The organism is Rossellomorea marisflavi, assembly GCF_009806575.1.
In the GTDB taxonomy this organism is placed as follows: domain Bacteria; phylum Bacillota; class Bacilli; order Bacillales; family Bacillaceae_B; genus Rossellomorea; species Rossellomorea marisflavi_A.
Genome location: NZ_CP047095.1, coordinates 635,650 through 659,612, shown reverse-complemented (window position 1 = coordinate 659,612; position 23,963 = coordinate 635,650). Strand labels below are relative to the sequence as shown.

The following is a 23,963-nucleotide window of genomic DNA, read 5'->3' as shown; positions in this document are numbered from 1 at the left end:
TACTATGAGCATAGTCATCGATCACGTGTCAAAATCATTCGGGACGTTCCAGGCCCTTTCGGATATCAACCTAGATATCCAAACTGGAGAACTGGTGGCCCTCCTTGGTCCATCGGGCTCGGGGAAGACATCCCTCCTCCGGATCATCGCAGGACTCGAAGCCCCCGACCATGGCTCGATCCGATTCGACCATAAAGACATCACCTCCATCACGGCCAAAGAACGTGGAGTCGGATTTGTCTTCCAGCATTATGCCCTTTTCAGGCATATGACCGTCTTTGAAAACGTCGCCTACGGGTTGAAGGTAAAACCGAGGAAGGAACGTCCATCCCGCAAGATCATTAAAGAAAAAGTCCATGAACTCCTCGACCTTGTGAAACTGGGGTCACTGGCAGACCGCTACCCTTCCCAGCTGTCAGGCGGTCAAAGACAGCGCGTCGCCCTCGCAAGAGCACTTGCCGTCGAGCCGAAGGTCCTCTTACTCGATGAACCATTTGGGGCCCTCGATGCCAAAGTGCGGAAAGAACTGCGAAGATGGCTTCGGCGCCTTCACGATGAATTCCAGATATCCAGTATCTTCGTCACCCACGACCAAGAAGAGGCACTGGATGTAGCCGATAAAATCGTCGTCATGAACCAGGGACGCATCGAACAGATCGGTACTCCCATCGAGGTATACGAGAATCCCCAGACGCCCTTTGTCTACGACTTCCTTGGAAGCGTCAATATCTTCAAGGGTCGCCTTCATGAAGGGACCCTCGTCCACGGTGATCTCGTTTTGAACACACCGGACCTCACCCATTCGGGAGGGAGTGAAGCGTCCGCTTACGTTCGCCCCCATGACCTCACCATCAGCAAAGAGATCCAGGGTGACGAAACCGTTCGGGCCACCGTCAACCACCTCCACATCGTTGGAGCCGTCGTCCGCATCGAGCTGATCCGGGCCGATACCGACGAATATGTGGAAGCGGAAATCACAAAAGAGCGATTCCGCGATCTCTCCCTCAAAGTCGGAGAATCGGTTTATATCAAGCCAAGACATCTGAAGGTATTTACACCGGAAGATTATGTTATCTAAAAACAAATGTCCATTACCTGATCCGTCTAGGTAATGGACATTTGTTTATGTACACAGGGAGCCGACATGTGCTGGAGGAAGTCCTGTCTCTTTCGCTACCGCATCAGTCCCCTCCCTTACTTTTTATCCGCAATCAATGTGAATAATCCCGGCATCTTTTCCTCAAATCCTTCCGGGGTTCCTTCCGGAAAGGCCCATCTGATTCCTGCTTCTTCTTCCAAGTGCTGGATTGTAAGACCTGCCCTCACCAATGACGTGATAACTTCCCCCAGTGTCCACCTTCTGATTGTATTTTTTGGGAGGGACTTTTTTTGTTCTTCGGGTAGGTGGATTGAATAGGCCACATCAACTTCTTTCATGTCGCGGTCAAAGTAATCCCCCTCAACCGCCATCATCCCATCCTTTGCCCTCAATACTTTCGACACCATCGGATGATAATCCCGCAGGATGAATCGTCCTCCCTTCTTCAACCCCTCATGTATCAGCTCGAACAATGGGTCAAGATCAAGGAAATAATGCAACACGCCCAACTCCAAAAGAATGTAGTCCGCGTCCGAGATTGTTTGAGGTTCAGGAATGTTTAGGACATCAGAAATGATATAGGTTACCTCGACTCCGGCTGCCGCCGCCAACTCCGATGCATATCGTGCATTATCCTTTGAAAGATCGACTACCGTCACATCCGCTCCAAGGAGAGCAAATGAAACTGCCTTGTTTCCTTTTGAACCAAGTAGATTCACAATCTTTCTTCCTTTAATTCCGTTCATATAGTTCAGGTAATATTCAACGGATTTCCGAGGGTTATGTTTAATCTTCTCAGCATATTCTGCCGGAACACCATGCCGGTTGACCCACGCATCATAAGCATGCCAATTCCACCCTGTCTCGTTAATCTGGCTCATGTCTTTCTGGTTCACCAACATCCCTCCCATTTTTTTCTATGTTACTATTTCTAATGATAATACACGTCTTTTAAACTTTCTATTGCTTTCCTCAAAAAGATATCTTACAATAATGCTATATTAATGCAAACGGTTGCATTAACCGTTTACACTTTTGTATCTTTTTATAGCGAAAGCCATGCTTAACAGAATAGAAAGATCGTGCTTTAAAATGAAAACGCACACATAGGGAGGAAGTACAAATGAAGAATTTATTGTCTTTTGATTTCTGGCAGAAGTTCGGTAAGGCCCTTCTCGTCGTAGTGGCCGTCATGCCGGCTGCCGGAATCATGATCTCCATCGGGAAGCTGATCGGCATGACGGGCGGAGACTTGGTTTTAGTGCAAACGATTGCAAGAGTACTTGAGGACATCGGATGGGGAATCATCACCAACCTGCATATCCTCTTCGCCGTCGCCATAGGGGGATCGTGGGCGAAAGAGCGTGCCGGCGGTGCTTTCGCTGCCCTTATCGCCTTCGTATTGATCAACCGGATCACCGGTGCCATCTTCGGCGTCAATGCCGATATGCTTGCGGATCCTGAAGCGACGATTTCGTCCCTGTTCGGTCAGACGCTCGTCGTTTCCGACTATTTCACTTCGGTCCTCGGGGCACCTGCCCTCAATATGGGCGTATTCGTCGGAATCATTTCCGGTTTCCTGGGAGCCAACCTCTTCAACCGATTCTATAATTATGACAAACTTCCGGATGCCCTTTCTTTCTTCAACGGAAAGCGTTTCGTACCGTTCGTCGTGATTGCGGGTTCCATTGTAACCGCTATCGTCATGTCCATCGTCTGGCCGTTCATCCAGGGTCTCCTGAATGACTTCGGTCAATGGATCGCCACATCACGGGATACGGCACCGATCGTTGCTCCATTCATCTTCGGGGCACTCGAGCGTCTGCTGCTTCCTTTCGGTCTTCACCATATGCTCACCGTGCCGATGAACTACACAGAGCTTGGCGGGACATACACCATCCTTACAGGCTCAGGCCAAGGATCTACGGTCGCAGGTCAAGACCCGCTGTGGCTCGCTTGGATCGCCGATTTGAACAACTTCCTATCCGCCGGAGACACAGCAAGCTACAAACAGCTTCTTGGCGACGTAACACCGGCCCGTTTCAAAGTCGGTCAGATGATCCTGTCCACTGCATCCCTCATCGGTATCGCCTATGCCATGTACCGCAATGTGGATAAAGATAAGAAGAAAAAGTACAAATCCATGTTCCTATCTGCAGGACTTGCTGTATTCCTGACAGGTGTCACAGAGCCAATCGAATTCATGTTCATGTTCGCTGCTCCGCTTCTTTATGTGGTATACGCTATCATGACAGGACTTGCCTTTGCCATCGTGGATTTGATCCACATCCGTGTCCACTCCTTCGGATTCATCGAGCTCCTCACCAGGACGCCGATGATCGTGAAAGCCGGACTCTGGCTCGACCTTGTGAATTTCTTCATCGCCTGTCTCGTATTCTTCGGACTGAACTTCGGCGTGGCGAACTTCCTGATCAAACGCTTCAACTTCCCTACACCAGGACGAAACGGCAACTATATCGAGGATGATGCCACTCAGGCTCAAGGTACAGTCAAAAAAGATTCCGTCGCTCCGAAAGTAGTCGCACTACTCGGAGGCGAAAGCAACATCGTCGACGTGGATGCGTGCATGACGCGCCTTCGTGTCACCGTAAAAGACCCTAGCCTGGTCGGTTCAGAACAGGAATGGAAAGCAAACGGGGCCCTCGGCCTTATCACAAAGGACAAAGGCGTCCAGGCCATCTACGGACCGAAAGCCGATGTCATCAAATCCGATATCCAGGATATGCTGGGGGCGTAAGGATGAAGCTCCTCACCCTCAACTGCCACTCCTGGCTTGAAGACAATCAGTGGGATAAACTCGGAATCCTTGCCGATACCATCGCGGAAATAGAGTACGACGTCATCTCCCTGCAGGAGGTCAATCAGCTCATTTCCGAAGAGGAAGCGTTTATCAAAAAAGACAACTTTGCTCTGATCCTCCTCCAAGAGTTGAACAAACGCGGGGTCACCGGATACTCATTCATTTGGGACTATGCCCATGTCGGGTATGACCGCTTTGAAGAAGGCGCAGCGATTCTGACCCGGCATCCCATTCTGGAAGAGCACCGATTCCATGTTTCAAGTGATGAAGATCCTGCCAACTGGAAAACCCGTAAAATCATCGGGATCACCATCCCCGTTCACGATGAAAAGGTCACCTTCTACTCCTGCCATCTTGGATGGTGGCAGGATGAAGAGGAACCATTCATGAGCCAGGCTGACCGTCTCTTTGAAAAGGCAGCCGAACCCTTCTTCCTCATGGGTGACTTCAACAACGATGCCGACACACGTGGTGAAGGCTATGACTATCTTATGAAAAAAGGGCTGTGGGACACCTTCCATCTTGCCCAAAAGCGAGACGAAGGCACTACCATCCAAGGCGATATTGCCGGATGGGACGGGAATGATAGAGGCTTGAGGATCGACCTCATCCTCTCCAGCCGCAAGATCAACGTCCAATCTTCCGCTGTCATCTTCAATGGAACCAACCGCCCGATCATTTCCGACCACTACGGGGTTGAAGTGGAACTGGATTGGTGAATATTAGAGAATGTCCTGATGATGGGCATTCTCTTTTTTTATTTTAATTGGGAGATTGGTAGGGGTAAGTCCGTTTCGTTCCACTGCGGCCGCCCTCTTTCCATGGGGCGTGCGGTGAGCCGCTTCGGCAAGCCTGCAGGGTCTCACCCTGCCCGCTACTCCCATAAGAGTCGGGCGGCCTCCGTTGCACTTCACTCTTTGATGATTGATAGGTTTCCAATGAATCTTACCGGATTATGTAGAACCTCATCTCATTCCTAAATAGATTGAACGGCTGAAAGGGGGTCTCATTATCTGTCCAAGTAGATTCTGTGTAGCAAAGGCGATTACCATATATTTTGCTTATATGTGCCTGCCTAATCAGAGGTACAGTTGCAAATGTTCCCCATCAACCATCCAACAGTGCAGTGCAGCGAAGGGCGGTCGACTCCTGCGGATAGTCGGGAAGATGAGACCCCGCAGGCACGAGGAGGCTCATCGACCGACCCGCGGAAAGCGACCACCCGCAGCGGAACGGAACAATCCATTTCACACGACACATTCATCAAAAATATAGGAGCAACCAATAATGCAACCATAGTGAACAAAAATGATCACAATGAAACTTCCACCCAGCCTCGCCCGTATATACAATAGACTCAACCAAAGAACCTAGAAAGGGGAACAACATGGGCAATATCCTATTATTCTCACTCATCATCGGCCTTGCAGCCACCATTCTGATCGTCCCAATGAGTGCCATGAAAATGAAAAAGAAAGAGGGCTACCCGTCATTCGCCAAAGTGTTCGGTGCCACCCTCATCATCGCCATCGTCGCGACATTCCTGTTCTACTACTTGACCAACCTTGACCAGAACTTTACCAGCGTCTGGATCCTCTTCATCATAGCCGCCATCGCCGGAGCATCACTATCCTACGGTAAAGAGCGCATGATCAAAGGAGTCCTCGTCCTTGCTGGCCTTGTAGTCGGTGTCTATTTCCTCAGCGCCTTCCTGTTCAACGCGGACGAGAAGTACGAATCCGCCGATATGGAGACGAAGACCGAAATCCAGGCATTCGACGAGACGGAAACACCGGCAAGCGTTCCGCCTCAATTCGCCCGGAATAAAATGAAAAAAGCATTCGGTCAAGTCCCGAATACAAGCTACTATGAACTCGGTAATCTGCAGATCCAGAAGGTCAACGGGGACTACGTTTATATCGCCCCAGTCGAATTCTCGGACTTCTGGAAATGGGTGAAAGGTGACAAAACACCGGGGTACTTCATGCTGAGTGCAACGGACTCCACCGCCAATCCTAAATTCATGAAGCAGGAAATGAAATACACCCCTTCTTCTTATCTGAATGAAAACATCGAGCGCCATATCCGCATGAAGTATCCGAAGAAGATTTTCTACGGTGATGTGCAGCTTGAAGTGAACGACGAAGGGAAACCTTTCTACATCCGGACATACGGAACCTTCATCTCTGCCCGTAACGGTTTTGACGCGGAAGGGGTCGTCCTGGTGGATGCATTGACTGGTGATACGAAAGCTTATCCGATCAAGGATATCCCTGCATTCATTGACGGAGCCATCTCACCCGAGACCGTCAGCCTTCAAAACAGCTACTTCGGTAACTTTGTAAAAGGATTCTGGAACAGCAAGTTCGGAAAATCCGACGTGAAGCTGCCATCCGATGAAGGAACGGAAGCGAATGTCACGCCGGTCTTCAACAAAGACGGCGATATGTACTACTTCACAGACTTCACGTCTCCTAAAGAAGGCGTAGACTCCATGCTTGGGTATTCCATGACCAATGCCCGTACCGGGGAGGCTACCTACTATACCGGGAACCTGGAAGAATCGTATATGGATTCACAAGGCGCCCTGCAGATCATCCAGAAGCGATTCATCGAGAAGAAATGGGACGGCAAGATGCCGGTTCTTTATAACTTCTATGGTGAAGCAAGCTGGTTGACACCTGTACTCGATTCCAATGGATTCCTGCAGAACTATTTCATCGTCTCCGCAGCGAACCCGGAAATCGCCGTGTACGCCGATACACCGAACCAGGCGCTGAAAATGTACAAAACCGCCCTTCAAAAAGGATCCGGAAGCCTGAATAACAACTCCAAGGCTGAAGAGAAACAGGATTCCGGCAAAGTAGTCCGGGTGTACAAAGAAAAATCCGGAGATTACACGGTCGTTTCCTTCCTATTGGAGAACGGCAAGAACTATATCGTTTCGTCTGAAATCAGCCCTCTTGCCATCTACCTGAGGGAAAACGATACGGTCAAGATTACGTATAGCGATACCGAGGAGGAATTCCTTCCGGTGAAAGACCTCACGATTGAGGGACTGTAAAACACGAAAGCCGATGGGCACGCCCCATCGGCTTTTCTTATTCTGCATTCTGATAATAAACGAGCTGATCCTGCCACATCCCCCGCTCATAGATGAACCCCTTCCTCGTGCATTCGTATGTCATGCCGACGCTTTCCACCAGGGAGATGGACGGGATATTGTCAAGGTCGATGTGGGCTTCGATCCGGTGGTAGCCGATTTTGGTAAACGCCAGTCGCAGTGTAGCTGCCACGGATTCTTTCCCGAATCCCTTCTGCCAGTGTTGATTATGGAGCACATAGCCGATCCTTCCCCAATTGAAGTTGTACCTCATGAGAGTCGAGACGTCGACGGTGCCGACCATCACTCCCGTCGCTTTCAGGAAAACCCCGAAGATATAGACCTCATCCTTCGCCATCATCTCATCCTGTTTGCCGATCATCTCCGCGAACCACTGCTCCGTGCATCCCGACATATCCTGATACCCGGCATCATACTTATGCTGAGATGGCAGGCGATCGAGATGTGACTGCAGCCAGTTCCCATAATCCCATCGGGTGAAGGGTCGGATCACCAAGCGTTCTGTTTCTGCCATTAAATGTGGTCCCGTCATCCCATCACCCCTCTTTTGGATACTATTATACTACAAATGTTATTGAGAATTTCCGGGTTATGATAACGAACTGAGCAATTTCAAGATAAAAAAGATGCCCTGAACCAGAGGTTCGGGGCATTCCATTTTTAAACTTGTGGGGCAGGTTCCCCGTTAAGGACCAACACAAAGCTGATATCTGCTTTGAGCGTATCAGAAACAGCACAATATTTTTCCTTACCCAGTTTGATGGCTCTCCATACTTTCTTAGCATCAATATCACCGTCGATGGAGAATGTGACCACAATAGAGGTAAAGCCTTTAGGCAATTCTTCTTTCCTCGCACCGTCCGTTTCGATCTCAAGACGATTGATTTTAGAAAGATGGGGTTTCAGGATCATGGTTACATCGATCCCGATGCATCCCGCAAGTGAGGCAAGTAGCATTTCGGTCGGGGTAACGCCATTGCTGTCCCCACCGTAAGCTTCCGTTGCATCCATCTTGATTTCGTACCCTGATTGACCGACGGCTGTAAACGCCCGTTTTCCGTGCCATGTGGTTTGTACTTTCATTTTAAACACTCCTATTATGATCTAATCTTCAAGAATTTCTTGGCCCGTTCTGTCATCGGATCGGTGAAGAAACGATCTGGAGCATTTTCTTCTACGATCTTACCGTCCGCCATGAACACAATGCGGTCCGCCACTTCGCGGGCGAAATTCATTTCATGGGTGACGATGACCATCGTCATCCCCTCTTTGGCTAGTTCCTTCATGACGCTCAATACTTCATCCACCAATTCCGGATCCAATGCTGAAGTCGGCTCATCGAAGAACATGACATCGGGTTCCATGGCAAGCGCCCTTGCGATGGCGACCCGCTGCTGTTGACCACCAGACAGCCTGGAAGGATAGACGTCCTTCTTATCAATCAGGCCAACACGGCTCAAAAGGGTCTCTCCTCTTTTGACGGCCTCGTCTTTCGGTGTTTTTTTCACCATGAGCAATGCTTCGATGACGTTTTGAAGCGCGGTTTTATGCGGGTAAAGATTGAACTGCTGGAAGACCATCCCGCTATGAAGGCGGATATCGCGAATCCGGTTGCGCTTCTCCCGTTTATCTTGCTGGCTGCTCACGGTGAAACCACAGACGCTCATGGTCCCGGAAGTCAACTCTTCCAGTCCGTTCAGGCAACGGAGAAGGGTGCTCTTCCCTGATCCACTTGGACCAAGGATCGTCACCACTTCACCCCTGTTGATTTCTAAATCGATATCCTTCAGCACTTCAAGTGATCCAAAGTGTTTTGATAATTTATCTGTTGTTATCATGCTATCCCCAACTTATACATAGATTGATAGTCGCTTCTCGACTCTCTCCAATAAAAATGAAAATCCAGTGCTCATGATCCAGTACATGAGAGCAATCGACAAATAGAATGGCATATATACATAATACTGAGCTATCAGCAGTTGAGAAGATCGGAGTAGCTCTGTGACCGTGATCACGGATACGAGGGACGTCTCCTTCAGCATGCCGATAAAGGTATTGCCAGCAGGCGGGATCGCCACCCTGATTGCCTGAGGCAGGATGATCCGCCTCATGGTTTGAAATGGAGTCATTCCCGATGCATAGGCAGCTTCGGTCTGTCCTTTTGGAACAGATTGCAATGCCCCGCGCAACGTCTCGGAGAGATAAGCACCTATGCTGATGCTCAATGCGATGTAGGCAGCCGTCAGCGGTTTCAGGTTAATACCGTAATCAACAAGACCATAGTAGACCACGATGATTTGTACAAGAGTGGGCGTCCCTCGGATGATGGATACATACGCCCTTGCCAACCATCTTACCGGACGGTTCCCTTTCAATCTCGCAATGGCCGTGACCACGGCGATGATTGAGCCGAAGAACATGGATACAACCGTGATCAGAAGTGTATAATACGCTCCCTTTAACAAGAATGGGAGATTAGCAATGACAAGATCCATTAGATTGATTCCTTTCAGCTGGCTGGTTGGTCTTCCGGTTCTTCACCAAACCATTTTTTAAAGATTTCGTTATATGTTCCGTCTTTCTTCATATCAGCAAGGATCGGATTAATCGCTTTAATAATGTCTTCGTTTCCTTTTTTTGCCGCAATACCCGCCTGGTCGGATTTAATCGGTTCTCCTACTGCTTTGATGTTAAATCCATTCTTTTCGACAATCGGTTTTAGTGCATACATGTTGTTGATCGTAGCATCGATCCTGCCTGCATCCAGGTCTTTCAAAGAAGTGAATACATCATCATACGTCTTGATCGTGAAGTCCCCCACTTTCGGAAGAAGCTCCGTGCGAAGGTACGTTTCATCGTTGGTTCCCAAACCTACACCGATATCTCGGCCTTTGAAATCATCTACTGATTGAATATCCTTATCGTCCTCTTTTACGATGACTTTGACACTGTTGGTGATATACGGATCAGAGAATGCCATCTGCTTCTTACGTTCATCGGTGATCGTCATCTGGCTGATGACCACGTCAAATTTATCTGCTTTCAGTCCCGCGATCATACCGGAGAAGTCCTGAGTGACAAATTTCACTTTCACGTCAAGGCGTTTTGCTACTTCTTTTGCAATGTCTGCATCAAATCCGTCCATTTCCTTGTTATCATTCAGGAAGTTGTAAGGCTGATAGGTTCCCATAAGACCCACCCGGATCGTCCCCTCTTCCTTAATCTTTTCCATAGCGCCTTCTTCCGCTTTTGATCCACAGGCACTCAGGATGGAAGCCACTGTCATAAGTACGGCTAACATAACCAGCAATCGTGATTTTTTCATGTTGAACACTCCTTTAAATTCCTAGTAATCCAAAAAACTCAAACCTTACAAGTTCCCTTGCCATCTCGTCTGCTGTTTTCCCTGTTAAATCAGAGTGTTCAGAGAACAGCCAGCGCTCAAGCATCCCTTCAAGCAGGCTTGTCAACAGTGCCGCTTGCAGGGTTGGGTCATTGACGGGCAAAATCCCGAGTTCCATGGCCCTTGTTATATTCTGTCGAAATCCCTCTTCCAACCTTCTTCTTGCTTTCAATACGGCTTCTTTCACCGTTTCTTCCGTGTCCATCCCTTTCAGCAGAAGCTCCATGAGATGACGATTATCCTTTGAAAATTGAAAAAGTTCATTGAATAATGAGCGTGAGGCTGATACTGCATCCTGTACCGTACCGGGAACCTGACGATATCCTTTTGAGACAACTTCCAACAGGCGTTCTTCTCCACTTTGGATAATTTCAGTCGCAATGGCAGCCTTGCTCTTGAAGTACCAATAGAATGTGCCTTGGGCAACACCGGCCCGGTTTACCATGTCCGAGATTTTCGTCCTATGATATCCCTTTTCAGCAAACAACTCCAATGCAACCTTCATGATTTCCTCTCTTCGATCAGGCTCTTTTCCCGTCATAGCAGTCATCCCCTTTACTGATTGACTAGTCAGTCAATAGATATATTAGTACATGAATTCTTTTTAGTCAACAATTCTTATCTAAATAATCGGGATTAAAAAATCAATATGAACTTGAACAAAAAATGCGACCGGGCAAATACCCGGTCGCATCTAGTGTCTACTGATATTCTTATTATCCATGCCACTCTTCCTGCTCCTCCTCGAGGTCATCTTCTCCAAGGAGCGTATTCTCCTCAAGCCGCTCAAGGATCCGGCTTACTTTGAATAGGATAAGGAACAGCGTAACGACTGCAACGGCGAGCAGCACAACAATCATGATTTCAATATCCATAAGTTGTCCCCCCTTTACCAAACTCTATGTCGAGAATGGTAAGAAAAGACGATGATGGAAAAAGAAAAGAAAAATAGGGCGAATGTTCGGGGGGAATTAGTACGCCTTTGCCCAGTACACCATGTCCCGCGCTTCCTTCCCGCAGCACACACAGGTGTCGGCTACCTTCTCCTGTTCGAACGGGATGCAGCGGCTGGTGGCGGTGGTTGCTTCCTTGATCTTGTTCTCGCATGCTTCCTCTCCGCACCACATCGCTTTGATGAATCCACCTTGATCGATTTGAGACTTGAACTCTTCGAAGGTGACCGCTGTGCTCGTTTTTTCTTCACGATGCACAGTGGCTTTTTTGAGCAGGTTCTCCTGGATGTCATGGAGGAGAGCCGTGATGGTCTCTTCGATTCCGTCGATGGATACCGTCACTTTTTCCCCTGTGTCCCTGCGGACCAGGATGACGTGCCCATTTTCGATATCACGAGGTCCGGCTTCCAATCGAAGCGGAATCCCCTTCATTTCATACTCATTGAACTTCCAACCCGGTTTCTTGTCGCTCGCGTCGATCCCCACCCGTGCGACGGAGGATAGGCGCCTCTTCATATCATAGGCGAAATCGAGGACTCCTTCTTTGTGCTGGGCGATCGGCACGATCATCACTTGAGTCGGCGCGATCTTCGGTGGCAGGACGAGCCCCCTGTCGTCTCCGTGCACCATGATCATGGCGCCGATGATCCTTGTCGTGAAGCCCCATGACGTTTGCTGGACGTACTGAAGCTTTCCGTCACGATCGGTGAACTGGATGCCAAATGCTTTGGCAAAGCCGTCGCCGAGATGATGGGAGGTACCGGATTGGAGGGCCTTCCCGTCATGCATGAGGCTTTCGATCGTATAGGTGAATTTTGCACCGGCGAACTTTTCCTTTTCTGTCTTCTGTCCTTTGATGACCGGAATCGCCAGCATGTTCTCGCAGATATCTGCATACACGTCGAGCATCTTGATCGTTTCCCCCAGGGCGTCTTCATCGGTTTCATGACAGGTGTGCCCTTCCTGCCAAAGGAATTCGAGTGTCCTCAGGAACGGACGAGTCGTCTTTTCCCAGCGCACGACATTCGCCCACTGGTTATACAGCTTTGGAAGGTCTCGATACGAGTGGATGATGTTTTTGTAGTGCTCCCCGAAAAGGACCTCCGATGTCGGTCTGACACACAGTCTTTCGGCAAGCTCCTCTTCTCCGCCGTGGGTCACCCAAGCTACTTCTGGAGCGAAGCCTTCGATATGATCCTTTTCCCTCTGGAGCAGACTTTCCGGAATGAAGAGCGGCATATAGACATTCTCATGCCCCGTCTCCTTGATCTTCCCGTCGAGGGCATCCTTGATATTTTCCCAAATGGCATATCCATAGGGGCGGATGATCATGGAGCCCCTTACGCTTGAATAGTCGATGAGTTCAGCCTTGGTCACGACGTCCGTGTACCATTGGGCGAAATCCTCATCCATGCCTGTGACATTTTGTACGAATTGCTTTGCCATAATTGACACCATCCTTATTAAAATGAATTCCAGTGAAACAAAAAAAGCCCCGCTTCTCATTAGGGACCATTCCTGGCGGGACCACCCTAATTCAAAGCAAGGCTTTACTCTCATCATGCATGATAACGGTATCGAACCGCTGGGGTTACCAGAACTCAAGGGCAGGTTCACGAATGTTTTCCATAGGAGCTTCTCACCACGCGGCTCCCTCTCTGAATGGACACGATGTTCACTACTGATCCCCATCAATGTTTCAACATTTAGATATTTTAGATGATTATATAGAGATTCTTCTTGGGTGTCAATGAATTGTTCATCATTCTATCCCGGTCCTGTGGATTTCATACGTGGCCGGGCTGCTTTCCCGACGGATGGACAGGAGGAGCAGGATTGACGTGATGAGCATGATGATAGCACCTGCGCAAACGGCCCACCGGATGGACACGAATTCTGCGCCAATTCCGATGGAGATGGTCATAATCAGTACGAGGGCACCCTCTGCCAGTCCATAGATGCTCGCGATCCTCCCCATCATCTTCACCGGGATCTTCTCTTGGAAAAACGTCTCAAAACCCGTGCTTGCAAATGCGAGGGCGAAGGATAGGAAGGCAAAGCCAGTGGCCGCCCACACCATGGTGTCAGAAGACGCATACAGGAGATACCCTGCAGCGACGGCGACTCCCCCACCTCCCATGAGCTTCATATAAGACAGGCGATGGGCAAATGCCGTATTCACGATGGAGCCGAGGATGAAGCCGGCGCCTGCGATGCTGACCATATATCCATACGTGCTGTCGGACAGATGGAGCACCTGCTTCGCGAAAGCCGCTTCCAGGGAATCGACGGCCGCGGTCATGACAAGCAGGCAACTGAACAGGAAGTAAATGAGCATGATCGATGCATGCCGTTTCGTATAAGTGCTCACCAGCTTCCAATCTTCCCGCACAGCCGATAAGGAAAATCGGCCGATGTCGGCATCGGCCAGAGCCTCCCGTTCAAGGTTAGGCAATAGCAGGGTGATAAGACCCGACCCGCACAGGGCTGCTGCCGTCACGAACAGGGACAAGTGAGGCGTTCCGAGTTGAAAGAGCAAGCCTGCGACGGCCGGTCCCATGATGAAGGCTCCCGATCCGATGAGTCCTTTCAGGGCGTTGAAGCGTTGACGGCTGGCCTTCGGGATCAGCTGGGTCATATACGTCCTGCTTGCCGGATGAAACACAGCGCTCATCATATTGATGAAGAACACCACCGCATACATGGCAATGGACATTGGCATTAGCACCACTACAATAATTGAAACAGCCCGTGAAAAATCGAGGATGATCATCAGGTTCCGCTTATTCACCCGGTCGATGAGACTTCCCGACCACGCATTCACCACCATGCCGGCCGCCGGCTTTAATAGGTAGAGTAGCACCACGGCCATCGGTGACTGTGTTTCATTGAGGACGATCAGATTCAGGGCGATGAGGTAAATCCAGTCGCCGATATTCGCTATGCCGATTCCCGTTAACAGGATGGCTGGGTCTTTCCACTTATTCATCATTCTTCCTCCCGCGATTCGTAGTAAAAACGAAAAAAACCCACCCCAAGACGTTTGGTCTTGGGGCGAGTCTGTCATCGCGGTGCCACCCCAGTTCATCGATATGTCGCCATACCGACCTTTTCGGGTACAAGTCTATACCCTAGCTCTATAACAGGAGCTCCTGTCACACCATCCCCGGCTGGTTCCGATGCACTGCTCAGAGGCTTGCTTCACTCCCGTTCCTCCTTCCCCTTTTCAGCTGCCGGGGCTCTCTGTCTGAAGGTCATGGAAGCTACTCTTCTCATCATCGCATGTAATTTCCAGTATCATAGCACGGGTGGAAAAAGAAGTAAACTGTTTTTTTACAGGGTGACGGCTCTTTTCGCTTCGCTGGATCGGTAAGCGGCCATGGCGACTTCCACTGCCTTCAAGCCATCAACCCCTGTGATGGACGGCTTTCTTCCTTTCCTGATACAATCCACGAAATCACGGATGAGCGCTTCATCCATATCTTCTCCCACAAACACATGCTGCATCGGCCCGTCACTGAACAAACGGTAATGTTCCTTGAACGCATCGGCCTTGATCGTCTTCTTGGTCCCGATCACTTCAAGGGTGGCGTCCCCCATGTCGGATAGCGGTCGAACCGCGACCAGCTCGCATCATGGGTCGCCATGATGCCTCCTTCAAACTCCAGGGTCATGATGCCCGCGTCGTCGATCTCGATATCATGAAAGAAAGAATCCACCATGGCATCGACTTCTTTGACTTCCTTACCCGTGAGCCAGCGCATGATATCCACCATATGAACCGTATGATCGAGCACGGCTCCTCCTCCTGAACGGGCGGGGTCAATGAACCATCCTCCGGGATTCTGACCGCGATTGGTTGACCTGAACGCAACGATCTCTCCAATCTCTCCCCGGTCCACCCTCTCCTTCAGTTCCATCATCGGCCTGCTGAAGCGGACGGGGAAGGCCACCTGAAGGATGACGCCATTCTCCTCGCAGGCATCGATCATGGCCTGTGCGTCCTCCAGGGTGGTCGCAATCGGTTTTTCACACAGGATATGCTTCCCTGCCTTTGCTGCATCCAACACCATGTCCTTATGCCGGCTGTTCTCGCTGCATATGATGACGGCCTCCATCTCCTGTGCCAAAAAGTCCGTTTGATCCGGATAATAGACTGTACCGTATGATCCGGCTGCTTTTCTACCCCGGTCTTCGTCCTCATCGAAGACACCGGCGACGGACACACCCTTCATCTTTTGCAGGCTGGAAGCATAGCTGTATGCATGCATGTGGGCAAAACTCATGATCCCGATTTTCACGCTTCCACACCTCCCTTCACCAATTCAAGATAGGCCTCGTACTTCCCGGCATCCTGCCGATTCTTTGCATGTTCCAGGATCCGCTCCAGTGAATACGTAAGCTTCCCATCCATTCCCGCACAATCAAACTCGACAATCTGCTTGATTCCGCTCCATTCCACCTCGAGGGATTCGGGTGCGTTGGAACGCGTATATTCCAGATGGGACATGACCCCACCGAAACGGACCATGGCAATCTCATGGCTGACACTTCCTAGCTTCCTTGTTTTCAGCCTGACCTCATCCGGCTCCCCGAAAATCCCTGACAGGACGAAGAGATCAGAGGCCATGATCTCACGTTCGTACGGCCCCTTCCTCCTCAGTCGGAAGACACCTTTTTCACTTCCGCCCTTTACCTCTTCGACCATCTTCCCGAAAAAGGACTGCACCTCCAGATCGAAGTAGACTTTCACTTCCCCTTCTGGAAAAGAAGATGCGACCCGCTCGGGAACATACAAGGGTCCTGCATTTTCGGGGACCATGCCCCCAATCGCACATAGGACAGCATCTTCTTCCCTCAGGAGATTTTCATGGGCAAGGATCCTCCCCGTATCACCATAGACGAGATGTTTCATCATGCCCCCTCCCTGACCAGGAGATGGCGCAGGCGCCTAACCGCTTCCTCATTGGCTTCCCTCGCATCGTCGTGACCTTCGTACTCAATGGATAACCAGCCTTCATATCCTTCCTGTTTCAATCCGTCAACGATGTAGGATAAGTCAACCTGGCCATCACCTGGCACCGTGCCTACGAGCTCCACTCCCTGTGTCGATTTGAATCCCGGTCCGTCCCCCTCTTCCTTTTCCCTGAAGTCCTTGAAATGGACGTGGACGATTTCACGTTTCAGGCGATCGAAGGCAAGCTGCGGCTCTTCATGTACAAGGAGGAAATTCCCTGTATCAAAGGTCGATTTCACCCATGGACTGTCCACATTCTTGATGATGTCTTCCACCTGCCTGCTTTTTCCTGCAAGCAGCCCATGATTCTCGATTGCCAATGTGACACCTGCCGCTTCCGCCTTTGGAGCACAAGCCTTAAGACCGTCAATGATCCATTGTTGCCCATCCTCATACGTAAGTGCTCCGTGAAGGTCACCGCAGAATACCCGGACGATATCCGTTCCGAACTCCTTCGCGACGGAAATCCCCTTCAGGATCTTTTCCACCTCCGCTGCCCGTTCTTCTTCGGACTCCTTGACGAAATTATTGCTTACATCATAAGCGGAGACCACTAGACCCGTGTCATGGAGAGCTTCCTTCGCTTCTATGATCTCGGATGACGGATCCTCCCCCTTCCAATAGAAGTCGAGGAGTTCCACCCCATCCAGGGAGATCTTTTTGGCATAGTGGATGAAATCGGCGACCGACCATCCCTCCTGCTTGATGGTGGACGCCAGACTGTACATGCTCACGCTTACTTTCATCGCTCATTCCTCCTTATTGTTTGGCCAAGGCCATTCCAGTTCAAATCCATCCTGCCGCAAGACATCCTGAAACTGATCCATCCGATGTTCCCTCAACTGTCGCGGATTCAGATCATGCTTGAGGCAGAATGCGACGGCTGCCCCGCCAGCCTCCCCGATATTCCACTCCACAGGATGCAGTCGAAAGCAACCATTTGTAATATGGGTGGTACCGATGTTCTTGCATCCTGCCAGGAGGTTGTCGGTGTCCTTCGGAATCAGGGCCCCGAAAGGGATATAAAACGGCAGAGCCTTGATATCCAGGTACGTCCTCCCTTTCATGCTCGGGTGCAGGTCGATGCTGTAGGAACCGACCCCGACCCTATCGGGGAACCTCGTTCCTGTCGGCCCTGTGCCAAAGTCCGGTGATACATCCTGCTCCACGACCGTATATTCGGCTTTGATCCTTCTTGATTCCCTGATATAGGGAGCCTTCGCCAGCCCGTCTTCTGTCATGAACAGGTCCTTCCTGAGTTTGAGTCCCGGATACCCTCTCCCCCCATCCTCCCTGGGCGCTTCCGTCTGTAGCCAATACAGGAGGGATAGACTCAGCTGCTTGGCCTGATAAAGGTTTTTTTCCTTTTCCGCTTTGTTCACATCGTATACATTACCGAGAAAATAATCGTTCTGGGGCCAGTTCATCAAGGTGACCTCCCCTATCCCGTCCTTCAACCGGAACAAAGATGGATCCAGGATGCGCCGGTAGGCCCAAAGGGGAACCCCATCCCTCCGTCAAAGAGGGAGTAGGCACGCTTCTCCTTCGTAATGGGGTGGGGAGCGAAGAAGCTGAGGAGCTTATCCGGCCAGATCCCGGGCTGAAAGTCGCGCCAAAATGTATACATGTCGGGCTCGGGGATAACATGGTACCCGCCTTCCCGGTACTCCATGCCCAGCACGTAGGTGAACGCCTGGATATCCAACGGATCCGCTTCCTCCAACGCATGCGGTTCGCCCGTATCCTCCTTGGATTCAGCACCCGTCACGTACGAAATCTCCGCCAGGGGCAGAAGGTCTCCCGTTTCCGTCGCGTCAATGTAATAAGGGGCTTCAATCCCGGTCAGCCGACCGCCGGAACTTATCCAGACCTTCTCGACCCTCCTTCCCTGCTTCTCGACCTTGACCGGTGTCGCGTTCACCAAAACCGTCAGATGTCCCGTCAGCTGAAAAGGAAGGAGCAACTCCTGAAGGACGTGAAGCGTCACGCGGGGGTCATGGCAAATGGCACTTACGAGGCCGTTGCCGGGGTTAAGGGCCTTATCATCATCCACCACCTTCATGATCCTTCGATATGCGTCTCGTACTTTCCGCCGATATAGCTTGTATCTCCCGGTCGCCCCGAATTCCTCGATCCAGGGATGCTCATCGGGAGGGACTCCCTGGGACGTCACCTGCCCCCCGATCCACTCCGTCTCCTCCGTCAATATGACGGAAAGGCCTTTCTCGCATGCCGCGAGAGCCGCGGCGACACCGCCCAGCCCCCCTCCGATAATGGCCAGATCCACATGATGGCCGTCCATCCTAGAGGATCACTTCCCGGCAGGATTCCGCCGACTCATAGACAGCATTGAGCATCTTCATCACTTGGACACCGTCTGCAACAGGGGCAATCGACTCCTTCCCTTCAAGGCAGCATGAGACAAAGTGATTGATTTCCGTATAAAAAGCCCCTTCGAAATCAAAAGTGAGTTGATCCACTTGGGGGGTGACATTCAGGATCGTTTGATGCTGCTCCGTGACGATTGCGATTTCGGGTTCGAATTCAGCCCCGCCCTTTTCACCGTATAGCTTGACAGAGAGTTCATCTTTCTTCGCCTGCAGGGTGAAGCTGACATCCACCATGAGGGAGGCTCCGTTCTCAAACCGGATGAGGGCGTTGGCAAGGTCCTCCACATCGTTATGGTGTGGATCGTAATCCGCGGCCTGGTAGAATGATAGATTCTCGATATGATGGCGGTTGCCAAGCTTCCGGTACGTATTCCCGCTCACCGACACCGGGCGTGGTTTCCCCATGAAGTACCAGCAAATATCGATCATATGCACGCCGAGATCAATGAGGGGGCCACCCCCCGATTTTGTCCGGTCGCTGAACCATCCGCCAGGATTCCCAAGGCGTCTGAGACAGGTTGCCTTCGCATAGTAAATCTCCCCCAGGTCACCACTGTCGATGAACTTTTTCAGGAGGGCTGTATTGTTTCCATGCCTCCGCACGAAACCGACCTGAAGGACCTTGCCTGACCTCTTCACGGCTTCCTCGACCCGGAGCGCCTCCTCCACCGTCATGCAGAGCGGCTTCTCAACGAGTACATGTTTTCCGGCATCCAATGCGGCAATGGCAATGTCAGCGTGGGAATTATTCCACGTACAGATGCTGACCGCATCGATGGCATCATCAGTCACCAGCTCATGGTAGTCCCTGTACAATCTGTCGACTCCATACTGCTTTCCCTTTTCCTCCAGGCGCTGTTCATTCACATCACATAGTGCCGTAAGTTCCGCATCAGCATGTGCCAGATACGGTTTGATATGAAACTGTGAAATCGAGCCAAGACCCACTACACCGACCTTCAACATAAGACCCTTCCCCCTTAATCGAAATAGATTTCTCTCCCTCTCCGGGAGGATTCATAGATTCCTTTCAACATCTTCAGTATGTGCATCCCCGCTTCCCCATCGATCAGCGGGTCTTCTCCCGTCCGTACACACTGAATGAAATGACCGACCTCATCCTTGAATGGATCCTCGCCCTTAAAGACGGGAAGGGTTTTGGACAGGACTCCATCCCTTTCCTTAAAGAGCGCCAAGGGCGAAAGCGAAGCCCCTCCCTTCGTCCCGTAAAGCTCTAGGGATATCCCTTCGTCCTGTTCCCCGTCCACCGCCCAGGCGATTTCCAGTGAGAGTGTACAACCGTTCTTGAACTGGACCCAGGCGGCTCCGAAATCCTCGACGTTGAATACTCCTTGCTCATTCAACCGATGATTGGCAGACTGCCAGCTTGATACATGCTTAGTCTCATAGTTTCCGTGAACGTTAAGGGTCTTGCCTGCTATACTCTTCACGTCAGGACATCCGGCGATCCACCAGGCCAGATCCAGGACGTGGACGCCGATGTCCATCATCGCCCCACCTCCTGAGTGCTTTAAGTCTGTGAACCATCCCTTCGGTGTCCCACGCTGCCGGAAAAGCTTCGCCTTCATGTAGTGGATGTCCCCAAGCCCCTGTTCCTCCACCATGCCCTTTAGGATCTTCACGTCCTTCCGGAAGCGGTGGGTCATCCCGACCATCGTCAGAGCCCCATTCTCCTTTGCAAGGGCCAGATATCCTTCCACTTCGGCAAGCTCCGTCCCGATCGGCTTTTCCACAAATACGTGGATGCCCTTCTCCGCCGCTTTCCTGGCAAGGGGGATATGCGAACTGTTCGGAGTACAGATCATGACGGCATCGATCCCTCCGTCAGCGATCATGGCATCCATATCTCCGTAAAATCGCGGAATTCCATGACGTTCCGCGATGGCTTTTGCCCTTTCCACATCCATGTCCACGACCGCCGCAATCGTTGCCGCGGGATGTTCCTTCAGATGGACAAGATGACTGGAGACGGCAATCGCCCCCAGTCCGATCAGCCCAATCGTAATGTTATCCTTCATACCATCCCACCTTACTTCGCGTAATCAATCACTTTCGTCAGCGTGGACGTCTTTTTATCCATCAGCTCCGAGAACACTCCCGTCACCTCGCTGAACCCTACGACCTCCTGGATAAACGGGGTTACATCAATCCTCTTCTCACTTACAAGACGGATGTATTCCGCAAGGTTCCGTCCCTCCGTCCACCTGACGAACCCATACGGATAATCCACCGCATCCGCTTCATAGCTCTGGTCATAGCGACCGGGACCCCCGGCACGTGAAATCAGGAGCTGCGCTTCCTTACTGAACATCGGGTGGCGGGGGAAATCAGGCTCGATGTCTCCTACGATGACCACCTTCCCCTTATTCCGGATCCACTCAAGGCTTTGAGAGGTGAGGGAAGATTTCTTCCCTCCTGCACAGAGAAGGACGGCGTCTGCTCCATGTCCATCGGTACAAGAGGAGATTTCCTCCTCCAGGGCTCCCAGGGATGAAACAGCCCTCACCCTGGAGGACCTTCGCGTCATAGCCGCCCTCTCATCATGAAGATCACAAGCGACCACCCTATATCCAGCTGCATCGGCAATCTGGGCGATCATCTGACCGAGGAGCCCGAGTCCCACGATCACACAGGTTTCCCCGAATCTCAGATCCGCAATGCGAAGGGCATGGATGGCGATGGCCCCGATTCCACCTAATGCCGCTTCCTTTGATTCCACTCTTTCCGGCACCTTCACACAAAGCGTCTTCGGGACATGAAGAATTTCGGCATGTTGTACATACGGGGCACCGTACACCGCGACCCGCTCCCCGATGACAAATCCTTTGACGTCAGCCCCCAATTCTTCAATGACACCCATTGCGCTGTATCCAAGCGTGATGCTTTGATGGTGGCTGTTTTCGATGATGGTAAGCTCCGTTCCTGGGGAAATCACCGAATACAACGTCCTGATTTTAAGATGGGAAGAATGGAGCTCCCCAGTATGATGAGGGGCGATCTCTACTTTTCCTCTGTTCGCAACAATCTTGTTCATCTTGATCCTCCTTATGGTATCTGCCTCCATCTCTCTACATTCGCCTGAACAAAGGCATCATCCTTCAAGTGGGGATACATTCTGGTGACACGATCGATCTCATCCAATTGCCCCGGACTCAGTTCCTCATGCTCCATCAGGCACCAACGTCCCTTCAGGATCCCCTGAGCAGCCAGCACCTGATTGATACCGGCAATGCTTCCCTTGAAACCGTTCCTGGCATCGAAAAACGCCCCATTCGCATCCGTCACCTCCTGGGACAAGGGGAGGAAATGTACCGGGATCACACCCGTTCCCCTTGCTTCCTTGATCTCCCTAAACATAGCCACTGCCCTTTCCGTCCAGACGGACCAGTGACCGAGAAGACCGCCGACAATTTGCTTCTCAACGACGGTTCCGTTGACGTCGAAACGGAATGGCGTCAGAAGATCCATCACGATATTGTCATCATTCCCCGTGTAGAGGGCGATGTCCTCGCTTCTGGTCGAGTGGACAACGGCCCTCACCACATCAAGCGTCAGATAGCGATCGAAGGGAGCGATCTTGATGGCATATACGCCCGGTATCTCCGAGAACTTTTCCCAGAAGCCATAGGAAAGGATCCTTCCACCTACAGCTGGCTGTAAATAGAAGCCGAAGACCGGTATGACAGAAGCAATTTTTTCGGTCCGTTCAAGGAGCTGTTTTTCAGAGAGGTGCCCAAGGCCACCCATGCTGAGGAGGACCAGATCATACCCCAGTTTCTTCGCCACGGTCGCCTCATGGAGCGCTTGTTCCACCGGCCCGCACACCCCGGCTATCCTGATGAAGGAATCCTGCACCTTCGCCGCTTCACATTCTTCAATGGCGAGCTGAAGGACCCTCTCATATAGATTGAACTGCCGATCCCTGATCTCGAACTGTGTCGTGTGCACGCCGACTGCAATCCCTCCGACCCCGGCTTCGATGTAGTAACGCGTGAGGGCCCGCTGCCCCGCTTCATCCAGCGTACGGTCTTCCTGGAGGGCAAGGGGATGAGCCGGGATGAAGGCTCCTTCGCGGAGGGCTTTCCTTGCTGCTTCTTTCATGTTCAAAATGCCCCCTGACGTTCCTGGAAGTGGGTCGGCTTATCGTACGTATGACCGCCTCCCAGCACCCAGTCCGCCGTCATATCGATCATCTGCTGAATCGTGACCTTCGGGTAGCCGAACAGCTTATGCGCCTGGGAAGCATCATTGAGGAGGGCCGTCTTTTGCTCCTCCCCGATGAATACCGGCTCCTTCCCGAAGCGGCGGCCGAACTCACCGGCGAGCCACCTGACGGAAATGGTCTCCGGTCCGGTGACGTTCAGGATCTTCGGAGGCGAATCGACATGAAGGAGGGAGCGGATGGCATATTCATTCGCGTCGCCCTGCCAGATGACATTCACATTTCCCATCGTCAGGTCGATCGGACGTCCTTCCTGCACCTGCCTCGCCACCTCAAGCAGCACACCGTAACGAAGGTCGATGGCATAATTCAAGCGAAAAAAGAGCATCTCCGTTTGATTCTTATGGGCAAAATATGTGAGCACACGTTCCCTCCCCAGGCAAGACTGGGCATACTCCCCAACAGGATTCACCGGATGATGCTCTGAGCAATGGGAGGAGATGACATCGATGAAGGGGTAGACATTGCCCGTCGAAAAGGCAACGATCCGGGAATCAGGGAACCTTTCGGCGAATCGGCCTGGCAGATAGGTGTTCATGGCCCATGTAAAGTGTTCATTGCCGACGGTCCCGAATTTATTGCCTGCCATGAAGATGATGTTCTTCACATCGGGGAGGGACTCCAGGTCAGCCTCATTCAAAAGATCAGCCACGATCGTTTTGATGCCGGCATCTTCAAGTTCCTGCCGCAGGCTTCCTGCGGAGAAGCGGGATACACCGTAGACAACCTTCTCCACCCCGGAACGATCCACCGCCTTTTTCACAAGCTTGGCAAGTGTCGGCCCCATCTTCCCGCCTACTCCTGCTATCATGATGTCACCCTCCAGGCCTGCTATATCCTTTACCAGTCCATCCGATGGTATGGTTAAAAACGCCTCTAACTCCTCTATTGTCTTCATTTATCCGCCCACTCC

General features: G+C 51.3%; 21 protein-coding genes and 2 pseudogenes. 4 read left to right on the top strand and 19 right to left on the bottom strand.

The annotated features are described in order from the left end of the window. Positions 1-4 precede the first annotated feature (4 nt). Positions 5-1,078: a sulfate/molybdate ABC transporter ATP-binding protein gene (locus D5E69_RS03355; RefSeq protein ID WP_048006859.1), complete on the top strand. Its 1,074-nt coding sequence runs from the start codon at positions 5-7 to the stop codon at positions 1,076-1,078. 116 nt (positions 1,079-1,194) lie between these two features. Here the strand turns inward: D5E69_RS03355 and D5E69_RS03350 are convergent, their stop codons facing one another. Continuing rightward, complete coding sequence (locus D5E69_RS03350) at positions 1,195-1,995, bottom strand: class I SAM-dependent methyltransferase (RefSeq protein WP_048012257.1); 801 nt, start codon at positions 1,993-1,995, stop codon at positions 1,195-1,197. Positions 1,996-2,222: 227 nt separating this feature from the next. Here D5E69_RS03350 and D5E69_RS03345 point away from each other — a divergent pair, with 227 nt between their 5' ends. The 3 genes from D5E69_RS03345 (at position 2,223) to D5E69_RS03335 (ending at position 6,984) form a co-directional block, all read left to right on the top strand. Continuing rightward, on the top strand, positions 2,223-3,857 hold the full coding sequence (locus tag D5E69_RS03345; RefSeq protein ID WP_048006857.1) for a PTS transporter subunit IIBC: 1,635 nt from the start codon (positions 2,223-2,225) through the stop codon (positions 3,855-3,857). 2 nt (positions 3,858-3,859) lie between these two features. Further along, complete coding sequence (locus D5E69_RS03340; RefSeq protein ID WP_048006856.1) at positions 3,860-4,639, top strand: endonuclease/exonuclease/phosphatase family protein; 780 nt, start codon at positions 3,860-3,862, stop codon at positions 4,637-4,639. 668 nt (positions 4,640-5,307) lie between these two features. Further along, positions 5,308-6,984: a sulfite exporter TauE/SafE family protein gene (locus D5E69_RS03335; RefSeq protein ID WP_048012255.1), complete on the top strand. Its 1,677-nt coding sequence runs from the start codon at positions 5,308-5,310 to the stop codon at positions 6,982-6,984. A 37-nt stretch (positions 6,985-7,021) separates the two neighbouring features. Here the strand turns inward: D5E69_RS03335 and D5E69_RS03330 are convergent, their stop codons facing one another. From D5E69_RS03330 to D5E69_RS03245, 18 genes and pseudogenes are all read right to left on the bottom strand, one after another. After that, positions 7,022-7,558 carry a GNAT family N-acetyltransferase gene (locus D5E69_RS03330; protein WP_231579125.1) on the bottom strand — a complete coding sequence of 179 codons (537 nt, stop codon included), beginning with the start codon at positions 7,556-7,558 and terminating at the stop codon, positions 7,022-7,024. Positions 7,559-7,704: 146 nt separating this feature from the next. Next, complete coding sequence (locus D5E69_RS03325) at positions 7,705-8,127, bottom strand: OsmC family protein (RefSeq protein WP_159129167.1); 423 nt, start codon at positions 8,125-8,127, stop codon at positions 7,705-7,707. A gap of 14 nt (positions 8,128-8,141) precedes the next feature. After that, entirely contained in the window at positions 8,142-8,882 is a 741-nt protein-coding gene (locus D5E69_RS03320) for an amino acid ABC transporter ATP-binding protein (RefSeq protein WP_159129166.1), read from the bottom strand. Between the two features lie 12 nt (positions 8,883-8,894). Beyond that, the gene (locus D5E69_RS03315; RefSeq protein ID WP_048006850.1) at positions 8,895-9,539 is read right to left on the bottom strand and encodes an amino acid ABC transporter permease; all 645 of its coding nucleotides are present in this window, start codon (positions 9,537-9,539) and stop codon (positions 8,895-8,897) included. A gap of 14 nt (positions 9,540-9,553) precedes the next feature. Beyond that, the gene (locus D5E69_RS03310; RefSeq protein WP_392398071.1) at positions 9,554-10,378 is read right to left on the bottom strand and encodes a substrate-binding periplasmic protein; all 825 of its coding nucleotides are present in this window, start codon (positions 10,376-10,378) and stop codon (positions 9,554-9,556) included. A gap of 4 nt (positions 10,379-10,382) precedes the next feature. Further along, positions 10,383-10,988 carry a TetR/AcrR family transcriptional regulator gene (locus D5E69_RS03305; protein WP_231579124.1) on the bottom strand — a complete coding sequence of 202 codons (606 nt, stop codon included), beginning with the start codon at positions 10,986-10,988 and terminating at the stop codon, positions 10,383-10,385. Between the two features lie 175 nt (positions 10,989-11,163). After that, complete coding sequence (locus tag D5E69_RS03300; protein WP_156183302.1) at positions 11,164-11,322, bottom strand: hypothetical protein; 159 nt, start codon at positions 11,320-11,322, stop codon at positions 11,164-11,166. A 96-nt stretch (positions 11,323-11,418) separates the two neighbouring features. Then, positions 11,419-12,846 (bottom strand): proline--tRNA ligase, encoded by a 1,428-nt coding sequence (gene proS / locus D5E69_RS03295; RefSeq protein WP_063191787.1) that lies wholly within the window; start codon positions 12,844-12,846, stop codon positions 11,419-11,421. A gap of 316 nt (positions 12,847-13,162) precedes the next feature. Then, positions 13,163-14,392: an MFS transporter gene (locus D5E69_RS03290; protein ID WP_063191786.1), complete on the bottom strand. Its 1,230-nt coding sequence runs from the start codon at positions 14,390-14,392 to the stop codon at positions 13,163-13,165. Between the two features lie 341 nt (positions 14,393-14,733). After that, positions 14,734-15,701 (bottom strand): annotated as a pseudogene (locus D5E69_RS03285) (Gfo/Idh/MocA family protein). Further along, positions 15,698-16,318, bottom strand: coding sequence for a hypothetical protein (locus D5E69_RS03280; RefSeq protein ID WP_156183301.1), 621 nt, complete (start codon positions 16,316-16,318; stop codon positions 15,698-15,700). Before D5E69_RS03280 ends, D5E69_RS03285 begins: the two are co-directional and overlap by 4 nt. After that, positions 16,315-17,163 (bottom strand): sugar phosphate isomerase/epimerase family protein, encoded by an 849-nt coding sequence (locus D5E69_RS03275; protein WP_048014778.1) that lies wholly within the window; start codon positions 17,161-17,163, stop codon positions 16,315-16,317. The genes D5E69_RS03280 and D5E69_RS03275 overlap by 4 nt, the downstream gene beginning before the upstream one ends. Positions 17,164-17,166: 3 nt before the next feature. Continuing rightward, a pseudogene (locus tag D5E69_RS03270) lies at positions 17,167-18,719 on the bottom strand (FAD-dependent oxidoreductase). A 1-nt stretch (position 18,720) separates the two neighbouring features. Further along, positions 18,721-19,773 carry a Gfo/Idh/MocA family protein gene (locus D5E69_RS03265; protein WP_048014776.1) on the bottom strand — a complete coding sequence of 351 codons (1,053 nt, stop codon included), beginning with the start codon at positions 19,771-19,773 and terminating at the stop codon, positions 18,721-18,723. Between the two features lie 14 nt (positions 19,774-19,787). Next, complete coding sequence (locus tag D5E69_RS03260) at positions 19,788-20,846, bottom strand: Gfo/Idh/MocA family protein (RefSeq protein ID WP_048006840.1); 1,059 nt, start codon at positions 20,844-20,846, stop codon at positions 19,788-19,790. Between the two features lie 11 nt (positions 20,847-20,857). Next, complete coding sequence (locus D5E69_RS03255; protein WP_048006839.1) at positions 20,858-21,862, bottom strand: zinc-dependent alcohol dehydrogenase; 1,005 nt, start codon at positions 21,860-21,862, stop codon at positions 20,858-20,860. Between the two features lie 11 nt (positions 21,863-21,873). After that, the gene (locus D5E69_RS03250; RefSeq protein WP_063191785.1) at positions 21,874-22,929 is read right to left on the bottom strand and encodes a dihydrodipicolinate synthase family protein; all 1,056 of its coding nucleotides are present in this window, start codon (positions 22,927-22,929) and stop codon (positions 21,874-21,876) included. Between the two features lie 2 nt (positions 22,930-22,931). Continuing rightward, entirely contained in the window at positions 22,932-23,948 is a 1,017-nt protein-coding gene (locus D5E69_RS03245) for an NAD-dependent epimerase/dehydratase family protein (protein ID WP_048014773.1), read from the bottom strand. Positions 23,949-23,963 lie beyond the last annotated feature (15 nt).

Bases quoted from the DNA above. Each gene is read 5' to 3' on its own strand.
- D5E69_RS03255 (WP_048006839.1), bottom strand. From the start codon at position 21,862: ATGAACAAGATTGTTGCGAACAGAGGAAAAGTAGAGATCGCCCCTCAT.
- D5E69_RS03335 (WP_048012255.1), top strand. From the start codon at position 5,308: ATGGGCAATATCCTATTATTCTCACTCATCATCGGCCTTGCAGCCACC.
- D5E69_RS03320 (WP_159129166.1), bottom strand. From the start codon at position 8,882: ATGATAACAACAGATAAATTATCAAAACACTTTGGATCACTTGAAGTG.
- D5E69_RS03260 (WP_048006840.1), bottom strand. From the start codon at position 20,846: ATGAAGGATAACATTACGATTGGGCTGATCGGACTGGGGGCGATTGCC.
- D5E69_RS03355 (WP_048006859.1), top strand. From the start codon at position 5: ATGAGCATAGTCATCGATCACGTGTCAAAATCATTCGGGACGTTCCAG.
- D5E69_RS03325 (WP_159129167.1), bottom strand. From the start codon at position 8,127: ATGAAAGTACAAACCACATGGCACGGAAAACGGGCGTTTACAGCCGTC.
- D5E69_RS03315 (WP_048006850.1), bottom strand. From the start codon at position 9,539: ATGGATCTTGTCATTGCTAATCTCCCATTCTTGTTAAAGGGAGCGTAT.
- D5E69_RS03275 (WP_048014778.1), bottom strand. From the start codon at position 17,163: ATGAAAGTAAGCGTGAGCATGTACAGTCTGGCGTCCACCATCAAGCAG.
- D5E69_RS03330 (WP_231579125.1), bottom strand. From the start codon at position 7,558: ATGGCAGAAACAGAACGCTTGGTGATCCGACCCTTCACCCGATGGGAT.
- D5E69_RS03290 (WP_063191786.1), bottom strand. From the start codon at position 14,392: ATGATGAATAAGTGGAAAGACCCAGCCATCCTGTTAACGGGAATCGGC.
- D5E69_RS03345 (WP_048006857.1), top strand. From the start codon at position 2,223: ATGAAGAATTTATTGTCTTTTGATTTCTGGCAGAAGTTCGGTAAGGCC.
- D5E69_RS03265 (WP_048014776.1), bottom strand. From the start codon at position 19,773: ATGTTGAAGGTCGGTGTAGTGGGTCTTGGCTCGATTTCACAGTTTCAT.
- D5E69_RS03280 (WP_156183301.1), bottom strand. From the start codon at position 16,318: ATGATGAAACATCTCGTCTATGGTGATACGGGGAGGATCCTTGCCCAT.
- D5E69_RS03250 (WP_063191785.1), bottom strand. From the start codon at position 22,929: ATGAAAGAAGCAGCAAGGAAAGCCCTCCGCGAAGGAGCCTTCATCCCG.
- D5E69_RS03305 (WP_231579124.1), bottom strand. From the start codon at position 10,988: ATGACGGGAAAAGAGCCTGATCGAAGAGAGGAAATCATGAAGGTTGCA.
- D5E69_RS03245 (WP_048014773.1), bottom strand. From the start codon at position 23,948: ATGAAGACAATAGAGGAGTTAGAGGCGTTTTTAACCATACCATCGGAT.
- D5E69_RS03340 (WP_048006856.1), top strand. From the start codon at position 3,860: ATGAAGCTCCTCACCCTCAACTGCCACTCCTGGCTTGAAGACAATCAG.
- proS (WP_063191787.1), bottom strand. From the start codon at position 12,846: ATGGCAAAGCAATTCGTACAAAATGTCACAGGCATGGATGAGGATTTC.
- D5E69_RS03300 (WP_156183302.1), bottom strand. From the start codon at position 11,322: ATGGATATTGAAATCATGATTGTTGTGCTGCTCGCCGTTGCAGTCGTT.